Source organism: Azospirillum formosense, assembly GCF_040500525.1.
Classification (GTDB): Bacteria; Pseudomonadota; Alphaproteobacteria; order Azospirillales; family Azospirillaceae; genus Azospirillum; species Azospirillum formosense_A.
In genome coordinates this window covers 919,137-946,064 of record NZ_CP159402.1, presented here as the reverse complement: position 1 = coordinate 946,064, position 26,928 = coordinate 919,137, and the positions used below count along the sequence as shown (strand labels likewise).

Genomic DNA, 26,928 nt, shown 5'->3' with positions numbered 1-26,928 from the left:
CGCCTCCCGCACAGTTGGATGAGCTATACCCGTAAAGGGTTAATTCATTCTGTACCGAAGCACAACGTCCCGTCTGTCTACGGACGACCGCCGGCGCGGGCATCGTGAGTGAAGCGGAACGAAAAAAGGACCGCGCGGCGATCGCGGCGCGGCCCGAGGTTTAGGGAGGAATCGCCACCAGGCGTCGGAAAAGAGGGAAGAACCCCTCTCGTCACTTCAAGTACATTGGACCCGACTCCACCCGATGACAAGTCGGAATTTGGACCAAACCAAGTCGTCAGTGAAGAATTCGCAAGCTTCGCCCAAGACATAGGCGGTTGATTACGTCATAGGCTGGGTTATGCCGGTTTTATGGGCGCCGTAACCTGCGAACCCTTGCCGGACGGCGACCATCCAAGGCGGATCGAGCGCGACGAGACGGTTCCAGACCGGGCAGCGGTCGTGATGCGCGCCCGGCAGATAGCCGAGGCTCATCAGGAACTCGCCGGTGATCTCGCCGCCGGTGAAGCGGAAGCTGCGCTTGAACAGACGAACCCAATCCGTTTTGCTGAGAGGGTGATGGACGCGCAGCCAGCCGTCGAACGACCCGTGTGTGTCGCGCAGGGCCACGACCCGCCGCGCGTTCTCGATGGCGGCGTCGATCTTCAGCCGGTTGCGGATGATCCCCGGATCGGCGAGCAGCCGCTCCCGCTCCGCCTCGTCGTAGGCGGCGACACGGTCGATGTCGAAGCCGTCGAAGGCGGCGCGGAAGGCCTCGCGCTTCTTCAGGATGGTCAGCCAGGACAGACCCGCCTGGTTGATCTCCAGCACCAGCCGCTCGAACAGCACCCGGTCGTCGGCGCTGGGGAACCCGTACTCGGTGTCGTGGTAGGGGCCGTGATGCGCGTGGCCGGGCGCCGCGTCGCAGTAGGTCAGGCTCACGCGGAGGCTCCTTCCGGGAGGGGGATCAGTGAGGCTTGGCCATCTCGCGGAAGGAAATCAGGTCCGACTGCACGATGCCGAAGATGACCAGCCACACCACCGCCGCGACCAGCGTCGTGGCGGCGAATTTCAGGAGGATGCGCGGGCGTTCCGGAGCGCTGCTCGCCATGCCCGGCTCGGGCTGGGCCGGCGTGCGCACGCCCCAGGGCAGCACCGCGAACAGCACCACCCACCAGACGACCACATAGACGCTGATCCCCGTCACCCAGCCCATCGCATGCCTCCGGTCCTTGAGCCTCGCCTCAGGCCTGCTCCAATTCCACCAGGGTGCCGCAGAAGTCTTTGGGGTGCAGGAACAGCACCGGCTTGTCGTGGGCGCCGATCTTCGGCTCGCCGTCGCCAAGCACGCGGGCGCCCTGCGCCTTCAGCCGGTCGCGGGCGGCCAGGATGTCGTCCACCTCGTAGCAGATGTGGTGGATGCCGCCCGACGGGTTCTTCTCCAGGAACCCGGCGATCGGCGATTTTTCGCCGAAGGGATGGAGCAGCTCGATCTTCGTGTTGGGCAGTTCGACGAAGACGACGGTGACCCCGTGCGGCGGCAGGTCCACCGGCTGGGACACCGCGGCGCCCAGCGTGTCGCGGTAGAGCGCCGTCGCCGCCGTCAGATCCGGCACGACGATGGCGACGTGGTTCAGCTTCCCGATCATGGGTCCTCCCGAAAAGCGCAAAATCGAAAACGCTTATACACGGACGAGATGGACGTCCGTCACCGGCTTCTTGCCGTGCGTCGCGTTGAAGCAGCGGCGGACAGCGATCCGGGCGGCGGCGCGCACCTGCTCGTCGTCGGAGCGGGCCGATTTCGGCATCTCGGCGACGGCCTCGCGCACCGCGTCGACCACGTCGAGCAGCATGTCGCGGTCCGCCGAGTCGTCGAGCAGGCCCATCACCGCGATCTGCGGCGCGGTCACCAGCTCGCCCTTGCCGTTCATCACCAGAGTGACCACGGCGGCGCCGTTGTGGACCATCCGGTGGCGCGCCCGCATCAGCCCGGTGTCCAGCGGGATCAGCCGCTTGCCGTCCAGCGCCATGCGGCCGGTCCGCACCTGGGCGACCACGCGCGGCGGCGCGTCGGGCGCCAGCCGGATCAGGTCGCCGTTGCCGGGCACCAGCGTCTCCGGCACCTGGCAGGCGCGGGCCAGCTTGGCGTGCTCCAACTGGTGGCGCTGCTCGCCGTGGACCGGCATGGCGATGCGCGGGCGCACCCATTGGTACATCCGGACCAGTTCGTCCTGCGCCGGGTGGCCCGACACATGGACCGGTGCCTCGTCGGCGGTGACGATGCGGATGCCCTGCCCGACCAGCAGGTTCTGCATGCGGCCGATGGCCCGCTCGTTGCCCGGAATCTCGCGCGAGGAGAAGATCACCACGTCGCCGCGCTGCAAAGACACCTGGGGATGGTCGTCCGACGCGATGCGGGCCAGCGCGGAGCGCGGCTCTCCCTGGCTGCCGGTGCAGACCAGCACCAGCTTGTCGCGCGGCACGTAGTTGGCGTCATGCTCGGTCAGGAAGGCCGGCACGCCAGCGAGGTAGCCGTTGGAGCGCGCGGCCTCGTTGATCCGCCACATCGACCGTCCGACCAGAGCGACGTGGCGCCCGTGCGCCGCCGCGGCATAGGCGATGCTCTCCAGCCGCGCGACGTTGGTGGCGAAGCAGCTCACCGCGACGCGCACGTCCGGAAACTGTCCGATCAGGTCGGTCAGCGTCTTGCGCACGCCCGCCTCCGACCCGGAGCTGCCGGGCACCAGCGCGTTGGTGCTGTCGCCGACCATCGCCAGAACGCCCTCGTCGCCGATGGCGCGCAGCCGCTCCTCGTCGACCGATTTTCCCACCAGCGGCTCGGGGTCGAGCTTCCAGTCGCCGGTGTGCAGCACCGTGCCCGCGGCGGTGCGGATCGCCAGGGCGTTGGGCTCGGGAATGGAATGGGTGACCGTCACATACTCGACGGAAAAGGGACCGACCTCGATGGTGCTGCCCAGCGCCACCTCATGCACCGGCACCACCCCGGCGAGTCCGCGCTCGTGCAGCTTGGCGCGCAGGACGGCGGCGGTGAAGGGCGTGCAGTAGACGGGCACGCGGAGCTGCGGCCACAGATACTGAATGGCCCCCAGATGATCCTCGTGCGCGTGCGTCACCACGATGCCCACGAGATCGTGCCGGCGCTCCGCGATGAAGGCAGGGTCCGGCATGATGACGTCCAGCCCCGGCATCGTGTCGTCCGCGAAGGAGATGCCGAGATCCACCATCAACCACTTGCCGCGATGGCCGTAGAGGTTGAGGTTCATGCCGATCTCGCCCGAACCGCCCAGCGGCAGGAAATAGAGCGCGTCGTCCTCGGGAGCGAACAGGTCGCCGTCTCCCTCGACCGGGTGGACGGAGGGAGCGGAGTCGGGATGGGTCATTGGGCCGTGTTGCGCTTGTGGATCAGGAGGAGGCCGCGCAGCGTGAGTTCGCCGTCGGTGTGTTCGATTACATGGGTTGCCTTGGCGAAAAGCACACCCAGCCCTCCGGTCGCGACGACGGTCATCGGCTCGCCGTACTCCGCCCGGATGCGGTTGACCAGCCCTTCGATCAGGCCGACATAGCCCCAGAAGACACCGGACTGCATGCATTCCACGGTGTTGGTGCCGATGACGTGGCCCGGCTGCTGGATCTCGACGCGGGGCAGCTTGCTCGCCGCCATCTGGAGCGCCTCCAGCGACAGGTTCAGGCCCGGCGCGATGACGCCGCCGCGGTAGTTGCCGTCCCGGTCGACCACGTCGAAGGTCGTCGCCGTGCCGAAGTCGATGACGATCAGCGGCGTCTGGTAGGTGGCCGCCGCCGCGACCGTGTTGACCAGACGGTCGGCCCCGACCTCCTCGGGCCGGTCGACCAGCGCGCGGGTGCCGAGATCGACCCCCGGCTGGCCGACCACCAGCGGTTCACAGCCGAAATGGTCCTTGCACAGGCGCTTGAGGTTGAAGGTGGCGCCCGGCACGACGCTGGCGATGATGGTGCTGTCGATGTCAGCCGGCCCCATGCCCTTCAGCGCCATCAGGTGGGTGAGCCACACCATGTACTCGTCGGCCGTGCGCTTCTTGTCGGTCGCGGTGCGCCACAGGCCGCGCTGTTCGTCGCCCTCATAGATCGCGAACACCACGTTGGTGTTTCCGGCGTCGATGGCGAGCAGCATCTCTCAGGTCTCCGCCGCGGGTGGGAAAAACACGTCTCCGGCGGCGATGCGCTGGCGCCCCGCCCCGTCATCCCGATCAAGCAACAGAACGCCGTCGCTGTCCAGATCGGCAAAGGTGCCGGTCAGCGTGCGGTCGGGCAGACGGACGACGATGGGCTCGCCAAGGCCCCGCGCCCGCTTCAGCCAGGCGTCGCGCACCGGGCCGAAACCATGCTCGGCCCAGATGCCATACCAGCGCGCCAACTGCTCCGCGTAGATTTCCAGAAGCGCCGCCGGCTGGAGCGCCGGCGCGCCTTCCGCGGCCAGCGAGGTGGCCGCGTAGTCCGTGCCTTCGGGAAAATGCCGCAGGTTGATGCCGACGCCGAGCACCAGCCAGGAGATTCCTCCCCCGGCCGCGGCCTCCGACTCGAGAAGGATGCCGGACAGCTTGCGGCCCTGCACCAGCACGTCGTTCGGCCATTTGCAGCGCACGCCGTCGGGATCGGGAAGGACGGCGGCGGCGGTGTCGGCGATGGCGAGCGCCGCCACGAACGAAATCTGCGCCGCCTCGGCCGGCGGGCGCGAGGGGCGCAGAATGGTCGAGCTGTAGAGATTGCCTTCCGGCGAGGTCCAGGCCCGGCCACGGCGGCCGCGCCCCGACTCCTGCCGCTTCGCCCAGACGATGGTGCCTTCGGCAGCCCCCGAACGCGCGAAGGCCTTCGCCTCGTCGTTCGTGCTGCCGACGGAGTCGAAGGCCATCAGCCGGAAGCCCGGAGGCAGGCGCAAGCGCGCCGCCTCCGCTTCGTTGCCTGCCGTCATCCGGCGAACAGCGAGGCCGCCGCCGCCGCCGCGTAGTTCAGGATCGGGGCCGGAACCACGAAGAACAGCAGCGTGAACAGGCCGGTGGCGATCAGGATGCCGGTCATGCCGTCGTCGCCGATCTTGTCGAACGCCTCCACCGGCTCATCGAAGTACATGATCTTGATGATGCGCAGGTAGTAGTAGGCGCCCACGACGCTGGTCAGCACGCCGATCACCGCCAGCGTATAGAGCTGCGCCTCGATGGCGGCGAGGAAGACGTACAGCTTGCTGAAGAAGCCGGCCATCGGCGGGATGCCCGCCATGGAGAACATGAACACCGCCATCGCGCCCGCCAGCAGCGGGTTGGTGCGCGACAGGCCGGCGAGGTCCTTGATCTCCTCGACCATGCGGCCCTGCTGCTTCATGCACAGGATGACCGCGAAAGTGCCGATGTTCATGACGATGTAGACCGCCATGTAGATCAGCACGCCGCGCACGCCTTCCTGGGTGCCGGAGGCGAGGCCGACCAGGGCATAGCCGACGTGGCCGATGGAGCTGTAGGCCATCAGCCGCTTGATGTTGCTCTGGGTGATCGCCGCGAAGGCGCCGAGCGACATCGAGAGGATCGAGCTGACGATGATGATCTGCTGCCACTGGTGGGCCAGATGACCGAACGGCTCGATCAGCAGGCGGGTGAACAGCGCGATGGCGGCGACCTTCGGGGCGGCGGCGAAGAAGGCCGTGACCGGGGTCGGCGCGCCCTCGTAGACGTCCGGCGTCCACATGTGGAACGGAACGGCGGAGATCTTGAAGGCCAGGCCGGCGGCCACGAAGACCAGGCCGATGATGACGCCCACCGACGGATGCGCCCCGCCGGCGAAGAGGGCCGCGATCTTGTCGAAGGAGGTCGTGCCGGCGAAGCCGTAGACCATCGACGCGCCGTACAGCAGCATGCCCGAGGAGAGCGAGCCGAGCACGAAGTACTTCAGGCCCGCTTCCGACGACTTGGCGCTGTCGCGGCGGAAGGCGGCGATGACGTAGAGCGCGAGGCTCTGCGTCTCCAACCCGACATAGAGCGAGATGAGGTCGTTGGCCGACACCATCATCAGCATGCCGAGCGTGGCGAAGAGCATCAGCACCGGGAACTCGAACCGGGCCATCTTCTCGCGCTCGTTGAAGCCGAGCGCGAGGAGGACCGACAGCGAGGCGGCGACGAGGATCAGCACCTTCATGAAGACGCCGAAGGCGTCCATGACGAACAGGCCGTTGAAGGTGACGACCCGGCCGGTGCCGTAGCCCATGGTCAATATGGCGGCCAGCAGCAGCGCCACCATCGTCATGTAGCCGATAGGGCGCGTGAAGCCGTCGCCGCGGAACACGCCGATCAGCAGCAGGGCCATGCCGGCGCAGGCGAGGAAGATTTCCGGCAGGGCCGGCCAGATGTCGGGAAACACAGCGGTCATGTCGGAACCTCTAGCGCGCGGCGACGGAGACGTCGGCCCCGCCCTGAGCGGCGGCCAGCTTGGTCTGGTAGGTCTGGATCAGCTGCCCGACCGACGCCGAGGTGACGTTCAGGAAGCTGTTCGGGTAGACGCCCATCCACAGCACCACGGCGATCAGCGGCAGGAAGATGGCAACCTCGCGGGTGTTCAGGTCGAACATCGCGCGGACGTCCGCCTTGACCAGCTTGCCGTACACGACGCGGCGGAACAGCCACAGCGCGTAGGCCGGGCCCAGGATCAGGCCGGTGGCGGCCAGGAAGGCGACCCAGGTGTTGTCGCGGAAGGCGCCGAGCAGGACCAGGAACTCGCCGACGAAACCGGAGGTGCCGGGCAGGCCGACCGAGGCCATGGTCATGAACAGGAACACAACCGCGTATTTCGGCATGTTCTTCACCAGACCGCCGTAGCGGGCGATCTCGCGGGTGTGCAGCCGGTCATAGACCACGCCGACGCAGAGGAAGAGCGCGCCCGAGACGATGCCGTGCGACAGCATCGTGAAGATCGAGCCCTCGATGCCCTGCTGGTTCAGCGCGAACATGCCGATGGTGACGAAGCCCATGTGGGCGACGGAGGAGTAGGCGATCAGCTTCTTCATGTCCTCCTGCGCCAGGGCGACGAGGGAGGTGTAGATCACCGCGACGATCGACAGGGCGTAGACCATCGGGGCGAAATACTCGGTCGCCTCCGGCAGCATCGGGATGTTGAAGCGCAGGAAGCCGTAGCCGCCCATCTTCAGCAGAACGCCGGCCAGGATGACCGACCCGGCGGTCGGCGCCTCGACGTGGGCGTCGGGGAGCCAGGTGTGCACCGGCCACATCGGCACCTTCACCGCGAAGGACGCGAAGAAGGCCAGCCACAGCCAGAGCTGCATGTTGCGCGGGAAGTGGGTCGCCGTGATCGTCGGGATGTCCGTCGTGCCGGCCGCGAAGTACATGGCCAGGATGGCCAGCAGCATCAGGACCGAGCCGAGCAGCGTGTAGAGGAAGAACTTGAACGCCGCATAGACGCGCCGCGCACCGCCCCAGACACCGATGATCAGGAACATCGGGATCAGGACGCCCTCGAAGAACATGTAGAAGAGGACGAAATCCAGCGCGCAGAACATCCCCACCATGAGGGTTTCCAGCACGAGGAAGGCGATCATGTACTCCTTCACCCGGGTCTGCACCGCCTCCCAGGAGGAGAGGATGCAGAGCGGCATCAGGAAGGTGGAGAGGATGACGAACAGCATCGAAATGCCGTCCACACCCATGTGGTAGGAGATCCCGAACTCCGGAATCCACGCCGCCTTCTCCACGAGCTGGTAGCCCGGGTTGCGCGGGTCGAAGTTGAACCAGATGAACAGCGACAGGACGAAGGTGATGACCGTCGTCCAGAGCGCGACGTAACGGACGTTCCGAACCACATCCGGCGTGTTGCCCCTGCAGAACAGCAGGATCAGCGCCACACCGGCCAGCGGCAGGAAGGTCGTGAACGACAGGAGCGGCCAGCTAGCCATTGTTCTTGTTCCCCTTCAAACCGCTCAACCGAACACCGAGAGCCAGGCGACCAGCAGCACCACGCCGATCACCATCGCGAAGGCGTAGTGATAGACGTAGCCCGACTGGAGGCGGCTGGCGCGCGCCGCGACGTCGCGGGTGGCGGCGGCGATACCGTCCGGACCGACACCGTCGATCACGGCGCCGTCGCCGGATTTCCACAGGCCGTAGCCCAGATACTTGGCCGTGCGCACGAACAGACGGTCGTACAGCTCGTCGAAGTACCACTTGTTGTACAGGAACTGGTGCACGCCACGGAACGTGGTGGCGACCTTCTCCGGCAGGCCCGGGATCGCCATGTACATGATGTAGGCGAGCGCGATGCCGATCAGGCCGACGACCAGCGGGGCCAGCTTGACCCAGCCCGGGGTGTGGTGGTGGGCCGCCTCGATGCTGTTGTTGTCCGCCAGCACCAGGATGGTCTTGCCCCAGAAATGCTCCATGCTGTGGCCGATGAACAGCTCGTGGAAGCCGAAGCCGGCGAACAGGGCGCCCACGGCCAGGACGGCCAGCGGGATCAGCATGACGATCGGCGATTCATGGGCATGGTCGAAGACCGACTTCTCCATCCGCGGCTTGCCGTGGAAGGTCATGAACAGCAGACGCCAGGAGTAGAAGGCGGTCAGCAGGGCCGCGGCGATGCCGAGCGCGAAGGCGAACTTGCCGACCGGGCTGGCCGAGGCGAAGGCCGCCTCCAGGATCATGTCCTTGGAGTAGTAGCCGGCGAAGAAGGGCAGACCGGCCAGGGCGAGGTTGCCGATCCACATCACCGCGTAGGTGAAGGGGATCTTGCGCCAGACGCCGCCCATCTTGCGCATGTCCTGCTCGTGGTGCAGGGCGTGGATCACCGAGCCGGCACCGAGGAACAGCAGGGCCTTGAAGAAGGCGTGCGTGAACAGGTGGAACATCGCGGCACCGTAGGCGGAGACGCCCGCGGCGAAGAACATGTAGCCGAGCTGGCTCATGGTCGAATAGGCGATGACGCGCTTGATGTCGAACTGGGTGAACCCGATGGTCGCCGCGACGAAGGCCGTCAGGGCGCCGATCACGGCCACGATCTCCAGCGCCGTCGGGGCGTACTCGAAGACCGGGGACAGGCGGCAGACCATGAAGACGCCGGCGGTCACCATGGTGGCCGCGTGGATGAGCGCCGACACCGGGGTCGGGCCCTCCATGGCGTCCGGCAGCCAGGTGTGCAGGCCGAGCTGCGCCGACTTGCCCATGGCGCCGATGAAGAGCAGGAGGCAGGTGACGGTCAGCGCGTCGAAGTTCCAGCTGAGGAAATGCAGCGTCTGGCCGGCCAGCTCCGGCGCCTTGGCGAAGATCGCGTCGAACTGGACGGAGCCCGTCAGCACGAAGATCGCGAAGATGCCGAGCACGAAGCCGAAGTCACCGACGCGGTTGACCAGGAAGGCCTTGATTGCCGCGTTGTTGGCCGAGGGCTTCTCGTACCAGAAATTGATGAGCAGATAGGAGGCGAGACCCACGCCTTCCCAGCCGAAGAAGAGCTGCACGAGGTTGTCGGCCGTCACCAGCATCAGCATGGCGAAGGTGAACAGCGACAGATAGCCCATGAAGCGCGGCTTCTGCGGGTCCTCGGCCATGTAGCCGATGGAGTAGAGGTGGACCATCGACGACACGGTGTTGACCACCACCAGCATGACCGCGGTCAGCTGGTCGACGCGCAGCGCCCAGGACACGTCCAGGCCGCCGCTGCGCATCCAGCTCATCAGCTCGATCGTGCGGGGATGGCCGCCGACGGCGACGTCGAAGAACAGCACCCAGGACAGGATCGCGGAGAGCAGGACGGCACCGGTGGTGACGAACTGCGCGGCGCGGTCGCCCACGGTGGGCGGCCCGGCGACGACGTGGTGGTCGTCGTGCCCGTCGTCATGATGCTCGTCGTGAGCGTGCGCATCATGCGCATGGGCATCGTGGCCGTGACCGTGGTCATGCCCATGGTGATCGTGGCCGCCGGCGTGCGCCGGCTCCGCCTTCGGACCGCCGAACAGGGCGATGGAACCCGCGACGAGGAACGCCAGGAGCGGGAGGAATACGACAAGGACTTCCATGGCGCTGCCTTAGCCCCTCATCAGATTGATGTCTTCGACCCGGATGGAGCCGCGGTTGCGGAAGTACACCACCAGGATGGCGAGACCGATGGCCGCCTCGGCGGCGGCGACGGTCAGGATGATCATGGAGAAGACCTGCCCGACCAGATCGTTCAGGAAGACCGAGAACGACACCAGATTCAGGTTCACGGCGAGCAGCATCATCTCGATCGACATCAGGATGATGATGACGTTCTTCCGGTTGAGGAAGATGCCGAGGACGCCGAGCGTGAAGATGATGGCCGAGACCGTCAGATAATGCCCGAGACCGATTTCCATGATCACACGCCCTCCCCGGTCGGCACCTTGCGGATGGCGACCACGTCCTCGCGCCGACGGGCGAGCTGGGAGCCGATGTTCTGCTTCCGGACACCCTCGCGCTGACGCAGGGTCAGGACGATGGCGCCGATCATGGCGATCAGCAGCACGATGCCCGACGCCTGGAACAGATAGACGTAGTGGGTGTAGATCAGCTGGCCGAGCTGCTCGGTGTTGGTCGCATCGCCCAGCGCCGAGACCGGCGCCGAGGCGGCCTTCTCCGCCGCCGGCGCGATGATCCAGCCGCCGAGCACGGCAGCCAGTTCGGCCAGCAGGATCAGGCCGATCAGCCCGCCGATCGGCAGGTACTGAAGCGCGCCCGCCCGCAGCTCGCGGAAGTTGATGTCGAGCATCATCACCACGAACAGGAACAGCACCGCGACCGCGCCCACATAGACGATCACCAGGATCATCGCGATGAACTCGGCCCCGAGCAGCACGCACAGGCCGGCGGCCTGGAAAAAGGCCAGGACCAGATAAAGGACCGAATGAACCGGATTCCGCGCCGAGATGACCATCACACCGGAGGCCACCAGCAGCGCAGCAAAGACGTAGAAGGCGATGCCTTGAACAATCATCGTTATCCCCGTTTCCGCTTACCGCACTGCAAAGACTTACCGGTACGGCGCCTCGGCCGCGAGGTTCTGGGCGATTTCCGCTTCCCAGCGGTCGCCGTTCGCCAGCAGCTTCTGCTTGTTGTAGAAAAGCTCTTCACGGTTCTCGGTGGAGAACTCGAAGTTCGGACCCATCACGATGGCGTCCACCGGGCAAGCCTCCTGGCAATAGCCGCAGTAGATACACTTCGTCATGTCGATGTCGTAGCGCGTGGTGCGGCGGCTGCCGTCCTCACGCGGTTCGGCCTCGATGGTGATGGCCAGGGCCGGACACACCGCCTCGCACAGCTTGCAGGCGATGCAGCGTTCCTCGCCGCCGGGATACCGGCGCAGGACGTGCTCGCCGCGGAAGCGGGGGCTGATGGGGCCCTTTTCGAACGGGTAGTTCAGGGTCACCTTGGGCTTGAACATGTAGCGCAGGGTGAGCCCGAGGCCGCCCAACAGTTCGGTCAGGAACAGGCTGCGCGCCGCACGATCGAGGAACGCCATGGCCTCTTCGTCTCCTTCCTAGCGGGCGCCCCTTCCGGGTGACGCCCGCGCTTTCTCTTTGAAACTCGATCCGGTGGTCCGTTCAGGCGCCGGTCACTTCGGCAGCCAGCCGAACGTCACCAGCACGCCGGCCGTCAGCACGACCCACAGCAGCGAGAACGGCAGGAACACCTTCCAGCCCAGACGCATCAGCTGGTCGTAGCGGTAGCGCGGCATGGTCGCGCGGACCCACACATAGACGAACAAGCAGAAGGCGATCTTCAGGGCGAACCAGATCGGGCCGGGGATCCAGGTGAAGGGCGCGAACGGCAGCGGCGGCAGCCAGCCTCCCAGGAACAGGATGCTGGTCATCGCGCTCATCAGGATCATGTTGGCGTATTCGCCAAGGAAGAAGAGCGCGAAGGGGGCCGAGCTGTATTCCACCATGAAGCCGGCCACCAGCTCCGACTCGCCTTCCGGCAGGTCGAAGGGAGACCGGTTGGTTTCCGCAAGCGCCGAGATGAAGAAGATGACGAACATCGGCAGCAGCGGGATGGCGAACCAGATCGTCTCCTGCGCCTCGACGATCTTCGTCAGGTTCAGCGAACCGACGCAGAGCAGCACCGAGATGATGACGAGGCCCATCGAGACCTCGTAGGACACCATCTGCGCCGCCGAACGCAGCGCGCCGAGGAAAGCGTAGCGCGAGTTCGACGCCCAGCCGGCCATCACGATGCCGTACACGCCCAGCGACGAGATTGCGAACAGGTACAGGATGCCGACGTTGATGTCGGCCAGCACCATGCCGTAGTCGAAGGGAATGACCGCCCAGGCGACCAGCGCCAGGAAGAAGGTCAGCATCGGCGCCAGATAGAACACGAAGCGGTTCGCGCCGACCGGCAGGATCTGCTCCTTCGCGAACAGCTTCAGGCCGTCCGCGAAAGGCTGCAGAAGCCCGAACGGGCCGACGATGTTCGGGCCCTGGCGGAGCTGCATGGCGCCCATGATCTTACGCTCGGCGTAGGTCATGAAGGCCACGGCCACCAGGAGCGGCACGACGATCGCCAGGATCTTGAGGACGATGATGATCAGCGGCAGCAGGAAGCCGCTCCAGAACTCAGCCATGGGTACCGGTCCTCTCCTGAGCGCTCTCGGCGGGCTTCACGGCGGGCTTCACGAACGTCTCGGCGCAACGAGCCATGGTCACCGAGGCGCGGCTGATCGGGTCGGTCATGTAGTAGTTCGCGACCGGCGACTGGAACGGGGCCGCGTCGAGCGCGCCCTCCGCGCCGAACGGCGCCCAGGGGGCCGGCGTGACCGTACCGACCGCCGCGAAGACCGGGTTGACCTCGGCCAGACGGCGACGGATCTGCGTCAGGCTGTCGTAGGGCAGCTTGTGACCGAGCTGTTCCGACAGGGCGCGCAGGATCTTCCAGTCCTCCCGCGCCTCGCCGGGCGGGAAGGTGGCGAGACGCGCCTGCTGCGGACGGCCCTCGGTGTTGACGTAGAGGGCGTTCTTCTCGGTGTAGGCGGCGCCCGGCAGGATGACGTCGGCGCGATGGGCGCCCTTGTCCCCGTGATGGCCCTGGTAGACCACGAAGGCGTTGCCGAGGGCGGCGGTGTCGATCTCGTCGGCGCCCAGCAGGTACACCACGTCGATCTCGCCCTTCCCTGCCCCCTCGACGATGCCGGCGGTGCCGCGACCGCCCTCGCCCGGCAGGAAGCCGATGTCGAGGCCGCCGACGCGGGACGCCGCCGTGTGCAGCACGTTGAAGCCGTTCCAGCCGTCCTGAACCACGTTGAAGGTCTCGGCCAGCTTGCGCACCGCGGCCTGGACGGCAGCGCCGTCCTTGCGGCGGAAGGCGCCGGCGCCGAGGATGACCATCGGGTTCTTGGCGCCGCGCAGCGCATCGGCGAAGGCGTGCGTGCCGTCGACGAGCTGCTGCAGGGCGTCGGTCCCGGTGCCGAGGTGGCTGTACGGGTAGGTCAGCTCGCGCGCCTCGCCGATCACCGCGACCTTCAGCCCACCCATCAGGTAGCGCTTGCGGATGCGGGCGTTGACGATGGTGGCTTCCCAACGCGGGTTGGTGCCGACGAGCAGGATGACGTCCGCCCGCTCGATCCCGGCGATGCCGCTGTTGAACAGATAGCCGGCGCGGGCCGACGTGTCGAACAGGGCGCCGTCCTGGCGGCAGTCGATGTTGGTCGAGCCGAGGCCGGCCATCAGCTCCTTGAGCGCCAGCATGGACTCGGTGTCGGCCAGATCGCCGGCGATGGCCGCGATGCGGTTGCCCGGGACGCCCTTGACCTTGGCGGCGACGGCCTGGAAGGCCTCGGCCCAGGTCGCCGGCTGAAGCTTGCCGTCCTTGCGGACGTAGGGACGGTCGAGACGCTGGCGCTTCAGCCCGTCATAGGCGAAGCGCGTCTTGTCGGCGATCCACTCCTCGTTCACGTCCTCGTTGACGCGCGGCAGGACGCGCATCACCTCGGGGCCGCGGGTGTCGACGCGGATGTTCGAGCCGACCGCGTCCAGCACGTCGACCGTCTCGGTCTTGCGCAGCTCCCACGGACGGGCCGTGAAGGCGTAGGGCTTGGACAGCAGAGCGCCCACCGGACAGACGTCGGCGAGGTTGCCCGACAGCTCCGACCCGATGGCCTTCTCGACGAAGGTGGTGATCTCCATGTGCTCGCCGCGGTTGACCGCGCCGAGATCGGGAACGCCGGCGATCTCGTTCACGAAGCGGATGCAGCGCGTGCAGTGGATGCAGCGCGTCATCTCGGTCCGGATCAGCGGCCCCATGTACTTGTCCTGGACGGCGCGCTTGTTCTCGCCGTAGCGGCCACGGTCGAAGCCGTAGGCCATCGCCTGGTCCTGGAGATCGCACTCGCCGCCCTGGTCGCAGATCGGACAGTCCAGCGGGTGGTTGATCAGCAGGAATTCCATGACGCCCTTGCGGGCCTTGTGCACGAGGTCGGTGTTGGTCTTGACGACCATCCCGTCGCCGCAGGGCATGGCGCAGGCCGCCACCGGCTTCGGCGCGCGTTCCATCTCCACGAGGCACATGCGGCAGTTCGCCGGCACGCTCAGCCGTTCATGGTAGCAGAAGCGCGGGATCTCGATGCCCAGCTGTTCGCAGGCCTGCAGGATCGAGGTGCCCGGCTCGACTTCGATCTCGATCCCGTCGATGGTGAGTTTCGGCATTGGAAACCGGGCTCCTTACTCGGCCGCCAAGGACTTGGCGGCGTTGCGGTAGTCGAGGATGCGGCGCTCGACCTCCGGCCGGAAATGCCGGAACAGGCCCTGGATCGGCCAGGCCGCGGCATCGCCGAGCGCGCAGATGGTGTGCCCCTCGATCTGCTTGGTGACCTCCAGCAGCATGTCGATTTCCTCGACGCGCGCGTTGCCGGTCACCATGCGCTGCATGATGCGGTTCATCCAGCCGGTGCCTTCGCGGCACGGCGTGCACTGGCCGCAGCTCTCATGGGCGTAGAACTGGGACAGGCGGGCGATGGCCTTCACCACGTCGGTGGACTTGTCCATCACGATCACCGCCGCGGTGCCCAGGCCCGAGCGCACGTCGCGCAGGCTGTCGAAGTCCATCAGGACCGTGTCGCAGATCGACTTCGGCAGCAGCGGCACCGACGAGCCGCCGGGGATGATCGCCAGCAGGTTGTCCCACCCGCCGCGCACGCCGCCGGCGTGCTTCTCGATCAGCTCCTTCAGCGGGATGCCCATCTCCTCTTCCACGTTGCACGGCTTGTTGACGTGCCCGGAGATGCAGAAGAGCTTGGTGCCGGTGTTCTTCGGCCGGCCGAGGCCGGCGAACCACGCGGCGCCACGGCGCAGGATGGTCGGAACCACCGCGATGGATTCGACGTTGTTCACCGTGGTCGGGCAGGAATAGAGACCGGCCTGGGCGGGGAACGGCGGCTTGTTGCGCGGCTGGCCCTTCTTGCCCTCGATGGACTCGATGAGCGCCGTCTCCTCGCCGCAGATATACGCACCCGCGCCGCGGTGGATGTAGATGTCGTAATCGTAGCCGGTGCCGCAGGCGTTCTTGCCGATCAGCCCCGCCTCGTACGCCTCGTCGATGGCGCGCTGGACGTTGGAGCCCTCGTTGTAGAACTCGCCGCGGATGTAGATGTAGCAGGCCGAGGCGCCGATGGCGAAACCGGCGAGCAGGCAGCCCTCGATCAGCTTGTGCGGATCGTGGCGCAGGATGTCGCGGTCCTTGCAGGTGCCCGGCTCGCCCTCGTCGGCGTTGATGACGAGGTAGACCGGCTTGTCCGTGACGTTCTTCGGCATGAAGGACCACTTCATGCCCGTCGAGAAGCCGGCGCCGCCGCGCCCGCGCAGGCCGGATTCCTTGACCTGCTCGATGATCCATTCCTTGCCCTGGGCGATCAGGGCCTTGGTGTTGTCCCAGTCACCACGCTTCCGGGCGGCGTCCAGGCCGAAGCTCTGGTAGCCGTACAGGTTGGTGAAAATGCGGTCCTCGTCGCGAAGCATCGCATCCCCCTCAATCGGCCGTGGTGGTGAAGGCCTTCAGAGTCGTCGGGCCGCCCACCGGTTCGGAGGACTGCCGGCCGATCTGCGAGCCGTGCTTGGGGATCTCGCCGCTTTTGAGGGCGTCGATGATCTTTTCCATGTGTTCCGGGCTGACGTCTTCGTAATAGTCGTCGCCGATCTGGACCACCGGCGCGTTGACGCAGGCGCCCGAGCACTCGACCTCGCGCAGCGTGAACTGGCCGTCGGCCGTGGTCTCGCCGACGCCGATGCCCAGCTTGCGCTCGCAGGTGTGCACGACGTCGTCGGAGCCGCGCAGCCAGCACGGCGTGGTCGTGCAGACCTGGATGACGTGCTTGCCGACCGGGGTCTTGTTGTACATCGTGTAGAAGGTCGCGACCTCGTACACGCGGATGCGCGGCATGCCGAGCAGGTCGGCCACGGCGTCCATGGCGACGCGCGGCAGCCAGCCGTCGCTCTGGCGCTGGGCCAGATCGAGCAGCGGCATGCAGGCGCTGGCCTGCTTGCCCGCCGGGTAATTCGCGATGATGGCCTTCGCACGCTCCAGATTTTCCGGAGTGAAGGCGAAGGAGGCCGGCTCCTTGGCCGGGTCGTGAGCCGGGGCGCTCATCGGTCAATTTCTCCGAACACGATGTCCATGGACGCGATGTTGGCCACCGCGTCGGCCAGCATGTAGCCCTTCGACATGAAGTCGAGGCCCTGCAGGTGGGCGAAGCCCGGCGCGCGGATCTTGCAGCGGTACGGCTTGTTCGTGCCGTCCGACACCAGATACACGCCGAATTCGCCCTTCGGCGCCTCGATGGCGGTGTAGGTTTCGCCCGCCGGGACGTGGAAGCCCTCGGTGAAGAGCTTGAAGTGATGGATCAGCGCTTCCATCGACCGCTTCATCTCGCCGCGCGGCGGCGGCGCGACCTTGCGGTCCTCCACGCGCACCGGACCCTCGGGAAGCTCCTTCAGGCATTGGCGGATCATGCGGTTGGACTGGCGCATCTCCTCCATGCGGACGAGGTAGCGCGCCCAGCAGTCGCCGGTCAGGCCGACCGGGACGTCGAACTCCATGCGGTCGTAGACTTCGTAGGGCTGCGACTTGCGCAGGTCCCAGGCGACGCCCGAACCGCGCAGCATCGGGCCGGTGAAGCCCCAGTTGAACGCCTCTTCCTTGGTGACGACGCCGATGTCGACGGTCCGCTGCTTGAAAATGCGATTGTTCGTCAGCAGATTGTCAATGTCGTCAACAAACTTCGGGAAGCGCTCCGTGAACTCCCAGATGTCGTCGGTCAGGCCGGCCGGCAGGTCCCAGGCGACGCCGCCGGGACGGAAATAGTTCGCATGCAGGCGCGCGCCGCACACACGCTCGTAGAACTCCATGAGGATCTCGCGTTCCTCGAAGCCCCACAGCGCCGGCGTGATCGCGCCGACGTCGAGCGCGCCGGTGGTGATCGACAGGATGTGGTTCAGGATGCGCGTGATCTCGGAGAAGAGGACGCGGATGTACTGGGCGCGCAGCGGCGCCTTGATCTGCAGCAGGTTCTCGATGCCGAGCACATAAGCGTGCTCCATGCACATCGGGCTGACGTAGTCCAGGCGGTCGAAGTACGGAACGGCCTGCAGGTAGGTCTTGTACTCGATCAGCTTCTCGGTTCCGCGGTGCAGCAGGCCGATGTGCGGGTCGCAGCGCTCGACGACCTCGCCGTTCAGCTCCATCACCAGACGCAACACGCCGTGGGCCGCAGGGTGCTGCGGCCCGAAGTTCATGGTGTAGGGCTTGATCTGGGTCTTGCCGCCGGCCTGGCCGGCGGAGGGGTGTGCGGACGTGGCGGTGGTCACGGCTTGCTCCCGGTGTCAGGGGCCTGGGCCTTCTCGTCGCCGGGCAGCATCACGTTCGTCATGCCTTCCCAGGGCGACAGGAAGTCGAAGCTGCGGAAATCCTGCGTCAGGCGGACGGGTTCGTAGACGACTCGCTTCTGGTCCTCGTCGTAGCGGCACTCGACATAGCCCGTCATCGGGAAGTCTTTGCGCAACGGGTGACCTTCGAAACCGTAATCGGTCAGGATGCGGCGCAGGTCCGGGTGGTCGGCGAAGAAGATCCCGAACATGTCCCAGGCTTCACGCTCGAACCAGCCGGCCGCGCTGTACACCGGCACGGCGGAGGCCACCGGGGTGTCCTCGTCGGTCGTCACCTTCAGGCGGAGGCGCCGATTGTGCTTGTAGCTCAAAAGGATGTAGACGACCTCGAAGCGTTCCTCCCGCTCCGGCCAATCCACAGCGGTGACGTCCAGCAGCTGCTCGAACGAGCAGGTCGGATCGTCGCGCAGGAAGGTGAGCGACTTGATGAGCGAGGGCCGACGAACGGTCACCATCAGCTCGCCAAGCCTCAGCTCGACCTTCAGGACGTCATCGCCGAGCGTCGCGGCGATATGGTCCCCAAGTTCCTTCAACGCCTGTTCGGACATGGCCAGGACCTGCCTTTTTCTTATTCAGCGAGCGATGCGGTTGCCGCGCCGGATCTTCTTCTGGAGTTGCAGAATGCCGTAGACCAGCGCTTCCGCGGTCGGAGGACAGCCCGGCACATAGATATCGACCGGAACGATCCGGTCGCAGCCGCGCACCACCGAGTAGGAATAGTGATAGTAGCCGCCGCCGTTGGCGCAGGAGCCCATCGAGATCACCCAGCGCGGTTCCGGCATCTGGTCATAGACCTTGCGCAGCGCGGGGGCCATCTTGTTGGTCAGCGTGCCGGCCACGATCATACAGTCGGACTGGCGCGGGCTGGGGCGCGGGATCACGCCGAAACGGTCCAGGTCGTACCGGCTCATGTAGGCGTGGATCATCTCCACCGCGCAGCAGGCCAGACCGAAGGTCATCGGCCACAGGGAACCGGTGCGGGCCCAGGCGAGCACATCCTCGTACTTCGCCGTGATGAAGCCCTTTTCCTGGATCTCCTCGGTGACCGCGCGGAGATAGGCGTCCTGTTCCGGTCCGGGCGGAATCGGCGCCAGCTTGGCAGCCTCTACTCCCATTCCAGAGCTCCTTTCTTCCACTCATAAATGAAGCCGATGGTCAGGATCCCAAGGAACACGATCATCGACCAGAAGCCGAAAAGCCCGATGTCCCCGAGCGCCACGGCCCACGGGAACAGGAAGGCGACCTCGAGGTCGAAGATGATGAACAGGATGGAGACCAGGTAAAACCGCACGTCGAACTTCGTGCGGGCATCCTCGAACGGCTCGAAGCCGCACTCGTAGGGGGAGAGCTTCTCCGAATCCGGATTCTTCGGGCTGATGACGTAAGACGCGCCAACCATCACCACGGCCAGCGCGATACCGATCAACAGGAACACCAGGATCGGAAGGTACTCAATGATCAGCGGGTTGGTCACCGCGGTCCTCCCATAAGCCCACGCCACGATCGCCGGTACGGCCCGTAATCGGCCGACGCGCGGTGTCGTGGCTGGAATGCCTTGGATTAGCCCATCAGACGGGGCGGAATATATGACGAGAGCGTGATCAAGGAAAGCGCTTTGAATCGCTTTCAGCCAACGAATCCACTCTGCGGAAATGAGCGGATGTCCTTGGTATTACCAAACTTTTTAAATGACCCTGTTCTCTATCCGGCTTATCGGATATGGGGGTCGCGTGTATCGGATATAGGGATCGCCGGCCCGTCGGTAAAGCCGCGAACGCTTCGTTTTCATTGCGAAAAGGAGAGAGGGGAACATGGGAGGATGGCGCGAGTGACGGGACTTGAACCCGCGGCCTCCGGCGTGACAGGCCGGCGCTCTAACCAACTGAGCTACACCCGCGCAACGCGGCGAAAGGAACTGCGCGAAACAGGCGTCCGTGTCATTGGATCGCGGCGCAGCGTCCAGGGCAGCAGCCCGTCGCCGATGGGCGGTTTCTAGCCGCCCGATGCACGGCCTGTCAATCACGAATTTGAAAGGAACGGTTCAGGGGGACCGGGCGCGATGGTGGGCGATGAGGGTTTCGAACCCCCGACCCTCTCGGTGTAAACGAGATGCTCTACCGCTGAGCTAATCGCCCGCGCCGCGCCAATGCCCAAACTTCCGGTCAGACAAAAGCAAAGCCGGCCAGCGGGTGCTGACCGGCGCGCACTATGCCCGGATTGCCCCGGCCGTTCAAGACGTCATCAGTTGAGCCCGTCCTTCAGCGTCTTGCCCGGCTTGAACTTGGGCTGTTTCGACGCGGGGATCGCGATCTTCTCGCCGGTGCGCGGGTTGCGGCCCTCGCTGGCGGCGCGCTCGGCCACCGCGAAGGTGCCGAACCCGACCAGGCGCACCTCCTCGCCGTTCTTCAGCGAGTCGGCGATGCCATCGAAAACAGCATCGACCGCCTTGGTTGCATCGGATTTGGACAGACCCACAGCATCGGCGACGTGCGCCACCAGATCGTTCTTGTTCACTTACTTCCCCCCTCCCCAATTCGGCAAAGAAAATGGAAGCAAAGCCGCCCAATGACTTCGCGCTTTCAAACGATAAACGCGACATCGCCCGCCCGTCAATTGCAGACGGGCGGGCGATGCGAGGCGTGGTGGCGCTTTAACGGCGCTTTAAACGCCGGACGGGATCAGTGACGCAGCACCTCGCCGCCGCCGTCGGGCTGCGGCTTGGCGACCGCGGGCTCGACCGCCTCCGGCTCCTTCCACTCGATGGGCTCGAGTTCACGGACCAGGGCGTGCTTCAGGACGTCGTCCACCGTGCTGACCGGGATGATCTCCAGGCCGCGCTTCACGTTGTCCGGAATGTCGGCGAGATCCTTCTCGTTGTCCTTCGGGATCAGAACATGCTTGAGGCCACCGCGCAGGGCGGCCAGCAGCTTCTCCTTCAGGCCGCCGATCGGCAACACCCGGCCGCGCAGGGTGATCTCGCCGGTCATCGCCACATCCTTGCGGACCGCGATGCCGGTGAGGACCGACACGATCGAGGTGATCATCGCCACGCCGGCCGACGGGCCGTCCTTCGGCGTGGCGCCTTCGGGCACGTGGACGTGGATGTCCCGTTTCTCGAAGAGCGTCGGCTTGATGCCGAAGGCGGTGGCACGCGACTTGACGTAGCTTTCCGCGGCCTGCACCGACTCCTTCATGACGTCGCCGAGCTTGCCGGTGGTGGTCACCCGGCCCTTGCCGGGCAGGCTGACCGCCTCGATGGACAGCAGCTCGCCGCCGACTTCGGTCCAGGCCAGGCCGGTGGTGACGCCCACCAGATCCTCCAGTTCCGCCTCGCCGAAATGGAAGCGGCGGACGCCGGCGTACTTGTCGAGGTTCCGGCGGGTGACCGAGACCTTCGCGCCGGCGGAGCCCTTCATCAGGATCTCCTTTACGGCCTTGCGGCAGAGATTGGCGATCTCGCGCTCCAGGCTGCGGACGCCGGCCTCCCGCGTGTAATAGCGGATCAGGTCGCGCAGCGCGTCGTCGGAGATGGCGAATTCGCCCTTCTTCAGGCCATTGGCTTCAACCTGCTTCTCGATCAGGTGGCGCTTGGAGATCTCGACCTTCTCATCCTCGGTGTAGCCGGCGACTCGGATGATTTCCATGCGGTCCAGCAACGGCTGCGGCATGCGCATCGTGTTGGCCGTGCAGACAAACATCACGTCCGACAGGTCGTAGTCGACCTCCAGGTAATGGTCGTTGAAGGTGCCGTTCTGCTCGGGATCGAGGACCTCGAGCAGGGCCGACGACGGGTCGCCGCGCCAGTCGGCGCCGAGCTTGTCGATCTCGTCCAGCAGGAACAGCGGGTTGGACGACTTCGCCTTCTTCATGCCCTGGATGACCTTGCCGGGCATCGAGCCGATGTAGGTGCGGCGATGGCCGCGGACCTCGGCCTCGTCCCGCACGCCGCCGAGCGACATGCGCACGAAGTTGCGGCCGGTGGACTTGGCGATCGACTTGCCGAGCGAGGTCTTGCCGACGCCGGGCGGCCCGACGAGGCAGAGGATCGGCCCCTTCACCTTGTTCATGCGGTTCTGGACCGCGAGATACTCGAGGATGCGTTCCTTGACCTTTTCCAGGCCGTAATGGTCGGCGTCGAGGATCTTCTGCGCGAGCTTCAGGTCCTTCTTCACCTTGGTGCGCTTCTTCCACGGAATGGACAGCATCCAGTCCAGGTAGTTGCGCACCACCGTCGCCTCGGCCGACATCGGGCTCATCGAGCGCAGCTTCTTCAGCTCGGCCAGTGCCTTGTCGCGGGCTTCCTTGGAGAAGCGGGTCTTGTTGATCTTTTCTTCCAGCTCGGCCGACTCGTCGCGGCCATCCTCGGTCTCGCCGAGTTCCTTCTGGATCGCCTTGAGCTGTTCGTTGAGGTAGTACTCGCGCTGGGTCTTCTCCATCTGCCGCTTCACGCGGTTGCGGATGCGCTTCTCCACCTGCAGAACGCCGATCTCGCCTTCCATGAAGGCGTAGACCCGCTCCAGCCGCTCCGACACCGTGGCGCATTCCAGAAGCTGCTGCTTTTCCGGAATCTTCAGCGCGAGGTGCGAGGCGACGGTGTCCGCCAGCTTGCCCGCCTCCTCGATCTGGTTGATCGAGACCAGAACCTCCGGCGGGATCTTCTTGTTCAGCTTGATGTACTGCTCGAATTGCGAGACGACCGCGCGCCCCAGCGCCTCAAGCTCCTGGCTCTCCCCAACCTTCTCCTCGACGAGATCGGCGTGGGCCTGGAAGAAATCCTCGTTTTCGGCGAACTTGGTGATGGACGCGCGCTGGCCGCCCTCCACGAGCACCTTCACCGTTCCGTCGGGCAGCTTCAGCAGCTGCAACACGGTCCCAACGGTGCCGACGCTGTAGATATCGGCCGGCGTCGGATCGTCCTGCGCCGCGTTCTTCTGGGTGACGAGAAGGATCTGCTTGTCGTCCTTCATCACGTCTTCCAGGGCGCGCACGGATTTCTCGCGGCCGACGAAAAGAGGCACGATCATGTGGGGGAAAACCACGATGTCGCGGAGCGGCAGGACCGGATAGAGGGCACCACGAGGGATTTCGAACATTGATTGGGCCTCTTTCATTGGGACGCCGTCAGCCCGGGATGGGCCTGGGAGGAACCCCGCCTCGGGGGATGAGCACAGGGATCGGAAACCGGCACTTTTTCTAACGTGGCACAGCCATAGCCCCCCTTCAAGGGCCAGCACCCCAATTCCGTATGGCGGTGCGGCATGCGGGTTCGCTCCGATTCCGCGGCCTTGCACGCCCTTGATCCGCCCAACGATGCCGGCAAACGCCGAAAACGACGAAGGGCGCCCAAAGGCGCCCTTCCCGGTATCCGATGCTGATCGGCCGTGACAAACTCAGGCGCCCGGCGCCTGCTGTTCCCCGCGGCGCTCGGCGTGGACGTAAAGCGGCTTGGCCCGCCCCTCGACCACCTCCTTGTTGACCAGGATGCTCTCCACCCCGGACAGGCCGGGCAGGTCGAACATCGGGTCGAGCAGGATCGACTCCATGATCGACCGCAGGCCGCGCGCGCCGGTCTTCCGCTGGATCGCCTTGTGGGCGATGTTGCGCAGGGCGTCGTCGGAGAACTCCAGACGGACATCCTCCATCTCGAACAGGCGCTGGTACTGCTTGACCAGGGCGTTCTTCGGCTTGGTGAGGATCTCCACCAGAGCCGACTCGTCGAGGTCGGCCAGGGTGGCGACCACCGGCAGACGGCCGATGAACTCCGGGATCAGGCCGAACTTCAGCAGATCCTCGGGCTCGACCTCGCGCAGGATGTCGCCGGTCGAGCGCTCGTCCGGGCCGCGCACGTCGGCGCCGAAGCCGATCGAGGTGCCCTTGCCGCGCTGCGCGATGATCTTGTCCAGCCCGGCGAAGGCGCCGCCGCAGATGAACAGGATGTTGCTGGTGTCGACCTGCAGGAACTCCTGCTGCGGGTGCTTGCGGCCGCCCTGCGGAGGCACGGAGGCGACGGTGCCTTCCATGATCTTCAGCAGGGCCTGCTGCACGCCCTCGCCCGACACGTCGCGGGTGATCGACGGGTTGTCGGACTTGCGGCTGATCTTGTCGACCTCGTCGATGTAGACGATGCCGCGCTGCGCCCGCTCGACGTTGTAGTCGGCGGCCTGGAGCAGCTTGAGAATGATGTTCTCGACGTCCTCGCCCACATAGCCCGCTTCGGTCAGGGTCGTGGCGTCGGCCATCGTGAAGGGAACGTCGATGATCCGGGCGAGCGTCTGGGCGAGCAGCGTCTTGCCGCAGCCGGTGGGGCCGACCAGCAGGATGTTGGACTTCGCCAGTTCGACGTCGTTGTGCTTCGTGCCGTGCGCCAACCGCTTGTAGTGATTGTGCACCGCAACAGAAAGGACCCGTTTCGCGTGATGCTGGCCGATCACGTAATCGTCCAGTACCGCATGGATGTCGCGCGGGGTCGGCACGCCGTCGCGGGACTTCACGAGGGTCGTCTTGTTCTCCTCGCGAATGATGTCCATGCACAGCTCGACGCATTCATCGCAGATGAACACCGTCGGACCGGCAATCAGCTTGCGGACCTCGTGCTGGCTCTTGCCGCAAAAGGAGCAGTAGAGCGTGTTCTTCGAATCGCCGCTGCTGGACTTGCTCATCGGTACTCCGTCATCTCGCGGGGGACTGATCCGTATAACCTGTCAACCGCCTTCGGCGTCCCCCGACGCCGGTCCTTTCAAAGGTTGTCACGGGGAAGGCCCGCGACAAGGTTAACGCATCCGCTCACTCATCCTTCGAACCCGATCCATCGGACCGGTTCCCCGTCATTCAACAACAGGGAACCGGCGCAATCAATCATTAGTTCGCGCGTGCCCTCAGGCGGCGCTGCCGTCGCCGACCGAGCCGGGGCGCTTTTCCACGACCTCGTCGATCAGGCCGAACGCCTTCGCCTCTTCCGGCGACATGAACTTGTCGCGCTCCATGGCCGCCTCGATGGTGTCGAGCGACTGGCCGGTGTGCTTGACGTAGATGTCGTTGAGGCGCGAGCGCAGCTTCAGGATTTCCTGGGCCTGGATCTCGATGTCCGAGGCCTGGCCCTGGGCGCCGCCCGATGGCTGGTGGATCATGATCCGGCTGTTGGGCAGCGAGAAGCGCTTGCCCGGCGCGCCGGCGGCGAGCAGGAGCGATCCCATCGAGGCCGCCTGTCCCATGCACACCGTCGACACCTGCGGACGGATGTACTGCATGGTGTCGTAGATGGCGAGGCCGGCCGAGACGTAGCCGCCCGGCGAATTGATGTAGAGCGCGATGTCCTTGCTCGGGTTTTCCGATTCCAGGAACAGCAGCTGCGAGCAGATCAGGCTGGCGACGGCGTCGTTCACGCCACCGATCAAGAAGATGATCCGTTCCTTCAGCAGGCGCGAGTAAATATCGTACGCTCGTTCGCCCCGGTTGGTCTGCTCGATGACCATCGGGACCAGAGCATTCATCTTCGGTTCGAAGTCGTACATGGTGGTCTTCCCTGCTCCCGCAGCTCGGTTAGTCGTCTGAGCAGTCTACATATAGGAATGGAAAGGGGCGACCGGTAGGCCGCCCCTCAACCTTTCTGACGATCAGGCCGCCTCGGCCTCCTCGTCGGGGTCCTTCATAAGCTCTTCGGCGGACACCGGCTTCTCGCTGACCTTGGCCTGGTCCAGGATGTAGTCGACGACCTTGTCCTCGAAGATCGGGGCGCGGAGGTTTTCCAGCGCTTCCCGGTTCTGCTTGAAGAACTCGAACACCTGACGCTCCTGGCCGGGGAAGCGGCGGGCTTCCGCGATCAGGGCGCGGTTGATCTCGTCCTGGGTCACCTGGATGTCGTTGCGGCGGCCGATCTCCGACAGCAGCAGGCCCAGGCGCACGCGGCGCTCGGCGATGCCGCGGTACTCGGCCTTCAGCTCCTCTTCCGGCTTGCCGGCGTCCTCGCCGGCCGTGCCGTTCTTCAGCTCCTGCTGAAGGCGCTGCCAGATGCCCTCGAACTCGACGTCCACCATGCCCGGCGGGACCTCGAAGGAGTGGGCCTCGGCCAGCTTGTCGAGGAGCTGGCGCTTGACGCGCAGGCGCGACACGTTGGCGTACTCGCTCTTGATGCGGTCGCCGACGGCCTCGCGCAGCTTCTCCAGGCTCTCCATGCCGAACTCCTTGGCGAGGTCGTCGTTGACCTCGGCCGGAACGTTCTTGCGGAGCTCCTTGACGTCCACCTCGAACACGGTGTCCGCGCCCTTCAGACGGTCGTGCGGGTAGTCCGCCGGGAAGGTGACCTTCACCGTGCGGTGCTCGCCGGCCTTGGCGCCGATCAGCTGGTCCTCGAAGCCCGGAACGAACTGGTTGGCGCCCAGCTCCAGCGGGTAGTCCTTGCCGTCCATGCCCGGCAGGGCCTCGCCGTCGACCGAACCGGCGAAGTCGATCACGGCGATGTCGCCCTTCTCGGCCGCACGGTCCTCGGTGACCGGGGCCTGCACCGAATGGGCGGAGGCCAGACGGGTCAGCGCCTCGTCGACGGCCGAGTCCTCGACCGTGGCGACCGGCTTCTCAAGCTCCAGGCCGCTGAGATCGCCCGGCTCGACGTCCGGCAGAAGCTCGACGCCCATGGTGTAGGACAGGTCGCCGCCGTCCTCGTACTTCTCGACGTTGATCTTCGGCTGCATGGCGATGCGCAGGCCGCGCTCGTTCAGCGCCTGGCGCGAGCTGTCGGCGATCGCATCCTCCAGAGCCTCGGCCAGCACGCTGCCGCCGTAGCGCTGCTTGATCACGGCAACCGGCACCTTGCCCGGACGGAAGCCGGGGAGCTGCACCGTCCGGCGCAGCTCTTCGAGCCGGCCCTGCACCTTCTGTTCGATATCCTGGGCGGAAATGACGACCTTGTACTCGCGCTTCAGGCCGTCGGCGCTGGTCTCGGTGATGTTCATCGGAACGAAAGCCTATCTCGTTGTCCGGCCCGGCGGCGCCCGTCCGGGCGGCCCGAGACCGTGTGT

The 26,928-nt window shown here is 65.8% G+C and carries 25 protein-coding genes and 2 tRNA genes; all 27 read right to left on the bottom strand.

Going from position 1 to position 26,928, the window contains the following annotated elements; genetic code table 11:
• Positions 1-321 precede the first annotated feature (321 nt).
• Positions 322-921, bottom strand: a complete 600-nt coding sequence (locus ABVN73_RS04490; protein ID WP_353859103.1) for a DNA-3-methyladenine glycosylase I — start codon at positions 919-921, stop codon at positions 322-324.
• Positions 922-946: 25 nt separating this feature from the next.
• The gene (locus tag ABVN73_RS04485) at positions 947-1,195 is read right to left on the bottom strand and encodes a DUF1467 family protein (protein WP_014240138.1); all 249 of its coding nucleotides are present in this window, start codon (positions 1,193-1,195) and stop codon (positions 947-949) included.
• 28 nt (positions 1,196-1,223) lie between these two features.
• Positions 1,224-1,628, bottom strand: coding sequence for a methylmalonyl-CoA epimerase (gene mce / locus ABVN73_RS04480; RefSeq protein ID WP_353859102.1), 405 nt, complete (start codon positions 1,626-1,628; stop codon positions 1,224-1,226).
• Positions 1,629-1,661: 33 nt separating this feature from the next.
• Positions 1,662-3,380 carry a ribonuclease J gene (locus ABVN73_RS04475; protein ID WP_353859101.1) on the bottom strand — a complete coding sequence of 573 codons (1,719 nt, stop codon included), beginning with the start codon at positions 3,378-3,380 and terminating at the stop codon, positions 1,662-1,664.
• On the bottom strand, positions 3,377-4,150 hold the full coding sequence (locus ABVN73_RS04470; protein ID WP_353859100.1) for a type III pantothenate kinase: 774 nt from the start codon (positions 4,148-4,150) through the stop codon (positions 3,377-3,379). Before ABVN73_RS04470 ends, ABVN73_RS04475 begins: the two co-directional genes overlap by 4 nt.
• A 3-nt stretch (positions 4,151-4,153) precedes the next feature.
• On the bottom strand, positions 4,154-4,948 hold the full coding sequence (locus ABVN73_RS04465; protein WP_353859099.1) for a biotin--[acetyl-CoA-carboxylase] ligase: 795 nt from the start codon (positions 4,946-4,948) through the stop codon (positions 4,154-4,156).
• On the bottom strand, positions 4,945-6,393 hold the full coding sequence (gene nuoN / locus ABVN73_RS04460) for an NADH-quinone oxidoreductase subunit NuoN (RefSeq protein ID WP_094306017.1): 1,449 nt from the start codon (positions 6,391-6,393) through the stop codon (positions 4,945-4,947). The genes ABVN73_RS04465 and nuoN overlap by 4 nt, the downstream gene beginning before the upstream one ends.
• A gap of 10 nt (positions 6,394-6,403) precedes the next feature.
• The gene (locus ABVN73_RS04455; protein WP_353859098.1) at positions 6,404-7,930 is read right to left on the bottom strand and encodes an NADH-quinone oxidoreductase subunit M; all 1,527 of its coding nucleotides are present in this window, start codon (positions 7,928-7,930) and stop codon (positions 6,404-6,406) included.
• Between the two features lie 24 nt (positions 7,931-7,954).
• A complete protein-coding gene (gene nuoL / locus ABVN73_RS04450; RefSeq protein ID WP_353859097.1) occupies positions 7,955-10,042 on the bottom strand; it encodes an NADH-quinone oxidoreductase subunit L in 2,088 nt (695 codons plus the stop codon).
• 9 nt (positions 10,043-10,051) lie between these two features.
• Entirely contained in the window at positions 10,052-10,360 is a 309-nt protein-coding gene (gene nuoK, locus ABVN73_RS04445) for an NADH-quinone oxidoreductase subunit NuoK (protein WP_014240130.1), read from the bottom strand.
• A gap of 2 nt (positions 10,361-10,362) precedes the next feature.
• Entirely contained in the window at positions 10,363-10,977 is a 615-nt protein-coding gene (locus ABVN73_RS04440) for an NADH-quinone oxidoreductase subunit J (RefSeq protein ID WP_353859096.1), read from the bottom strand.
• A gap of 36 nt (positions 10,978-11,013) precedes the next feature.
• Positions 11,014-11,502: an NADH-quinone oxidoreductase subunit NuoI gene (nuoI, locus tag ABVN73_RS04435; RefSeq protein ID WP_014240128.1), complete on the bottom strand. Its 489-nt coding sequence runs from the start codon at positions 11,500-11,502 to the stop codon at positions 11,014-11,016.
• A gap of 93 nt (positions 11,503-11,595) precedes the next feature.
• Complete coding sequence (nuoH, locus tag ABVN73_RS04430) at positions 11,596-12,606, bottom strand: NADH-quinone oxidoreductase subunit NuoH (RefSeq protein WP_014240127.1); 1,011 nt, start codon at positions 12,604-12,606, stop codon at positions 11,596-11,598.
• Positions 12,599-14,683, bottom strand: a complete 2,085-nt coding sequence (gene nuoG / locus ABVN73_RS04425; RefSeq protein ID WP_353859095.1) for an NADH-quinone oxidoreductase subunit NuoG — start codon at positions 14,681-14,683, stop codon at positions 12,599-12,601. The genes nuoH and nuoG overlap by 8 nt, the downstream gene beginning before the upstream one ends.
• Positions 14,684-14,698: 15 nt before the next feature.
• Positions 14,699-15,991 carry an NADH-quinone oxidoreductase subunit NuoF gene (gene nuoF / locus ABVN73_RS04420; RefSeq protein WP_137140375.1) on the bottom strand — a complete coding sequence of 431 codons (1,293 nt, stop codon included), beginning with the start codon at positions 15,989-15,991 and terminating at the stop codon, positions 14,699-14,701.
• 10 nt (positions 15,992-16,001) lie between these two features.
• A complete protein-coding gene (nuoE, locus tag ABVN73_RS04415) occupies positions 16,002-16,619 on the bottom strand; it encodes an NADH-quinone oxidoreductase subunit NuoE (RefSeq protein WP_353859094.1) in 618 nt (205 codons plus the stop codon).
• Positions 16,616-17,764, bottom strand: a complete 1,149-nt coding sequence (locus ABVN73_RS04410) for an NADH-quinone oxidoreductase subunit D (protein WP_353859458.1) — start codon at positions 17,762-17,764, stop codon at positions 16,616-16,618. The genes nuoE and ABVN73_RS04410 overlap by 4 nt, the downstream gene beginning before the upstream one ends.
• Before the next feature lie 68 nt (positions 17,765-17,832).
• Entirely contained in the window at positions 17,833-18,462 is a 630-nt protein-coding gene (locus ABVN73_RS04405; protein ID WP_353859093.1) for an NADH-quinone oxidoreductase subunit C, read from the bottom strand.
• 24 nt (positions 18,463-18,486) lie between these two features.
• Positions 18,487-19,029 (bottom strand): NADH-quinone oxidoreductase subunit B, encoded by a 543-nt coding sequence (locus ABVN73_RS04400; RefSeq protein WP_014240121.1) that lies wholly within the window; start codon positions 19,027-19,029, stop codon positions 18,487-18,489.
• Positions 19,020-19,388 (bottom strand): NADH-quinone oxidoreductase subunit A, encoded by a 369-nt coding sequence (locus tag ABVN73_RS04395; RefSeq protein ID WP_014240120.1) that lies wholly within the window; start codon positions 19,386-19,388, stop codon positions 19,020-19,022. The genes ABVN73_RS04400 and ABVN73_RS04395 overlap by 10 nt, the downstream gene beginning before the upstream one ends.
• Before the next feature lie 346 nt (positions 19,389-19,734).
• Positions 19,735-19,811 (bottom strand) — tRNA-Asp (locus tag ABVN73_RS04390).
• Between the two features lie 163 nt (positions 19,812-19,974).
• Positions 19,975-20,049, bottom strand: a tRNA-Val gene (locus ABVN73_RS04385).
• A 106-nt stretch (positions 20,050-20,155) separates the two neighbouring features.
• On the bottom strand, positions 20,156-20,428 hold the full coding sequence (locus ABVN73_RS04380) for an HU family DNA-binding protein (protein WP_353859092.1): 273 nt from the start codon (positions 20,426-20,428) through the stop codon (positions 20,156-20,158).
• Positions 20,429-20,592: 164 nt separating this feature from the next.
• Positions 20,593-23,007: an endopeptidase La gene (lon, locus tag ABVN73_RS04375; RefSeq protein ID WP_353859091.1), complete on the bottom strand. Its 2,415-nt coding sequence runs from the start codon at positions 23,005-23,007 to the stop codon at positions 20,593-20,595.
• A gap of 297 nt (positions 23,008-23,304) precedes the next feature.
• On the bottom strand, positions 23,305-24,573 hold the full coding sequence (gene clpX / locus ABVN73_RS04370; protein WP_137140371.1) for an ATP-dependent Clp protease ATP-binding subunit ClpX: 1,269 nt from the start codon (positions 24,571-24,573) through the stop codon (positions 23,305-23,307).
• Between the two features lie 216 nt (positions 24,574-24,789).
• Positions 24,790-25,425 carry an ATP-dependent Clp endopeptidase proteolytic subunit ClpP gene (gene clpP / locus ABVN73_RS04365; protein WP_145684838.1) on the bottom strand — a complete coding sequence of 212 codons (636 nt, stop codon included), beginning with the start codon at positions 25,423-25,425 and terminating at the stop codon, positions 24,790-24,792.
• A gap of 102 nt (positions 25,426-25,527) precedes the next feature.
• A complete protein-coding gene (tig, locus tag ABVN73_RS04360) occupies positions 25,528-26,862 on the bottom strand; it encodes a trigger factor (protein ID WP_353859090.1) in 1,335 nt (444 codons plus the stop codon).
• Positions 26,863-26,928: the final 66 nt, after the last annotated feature.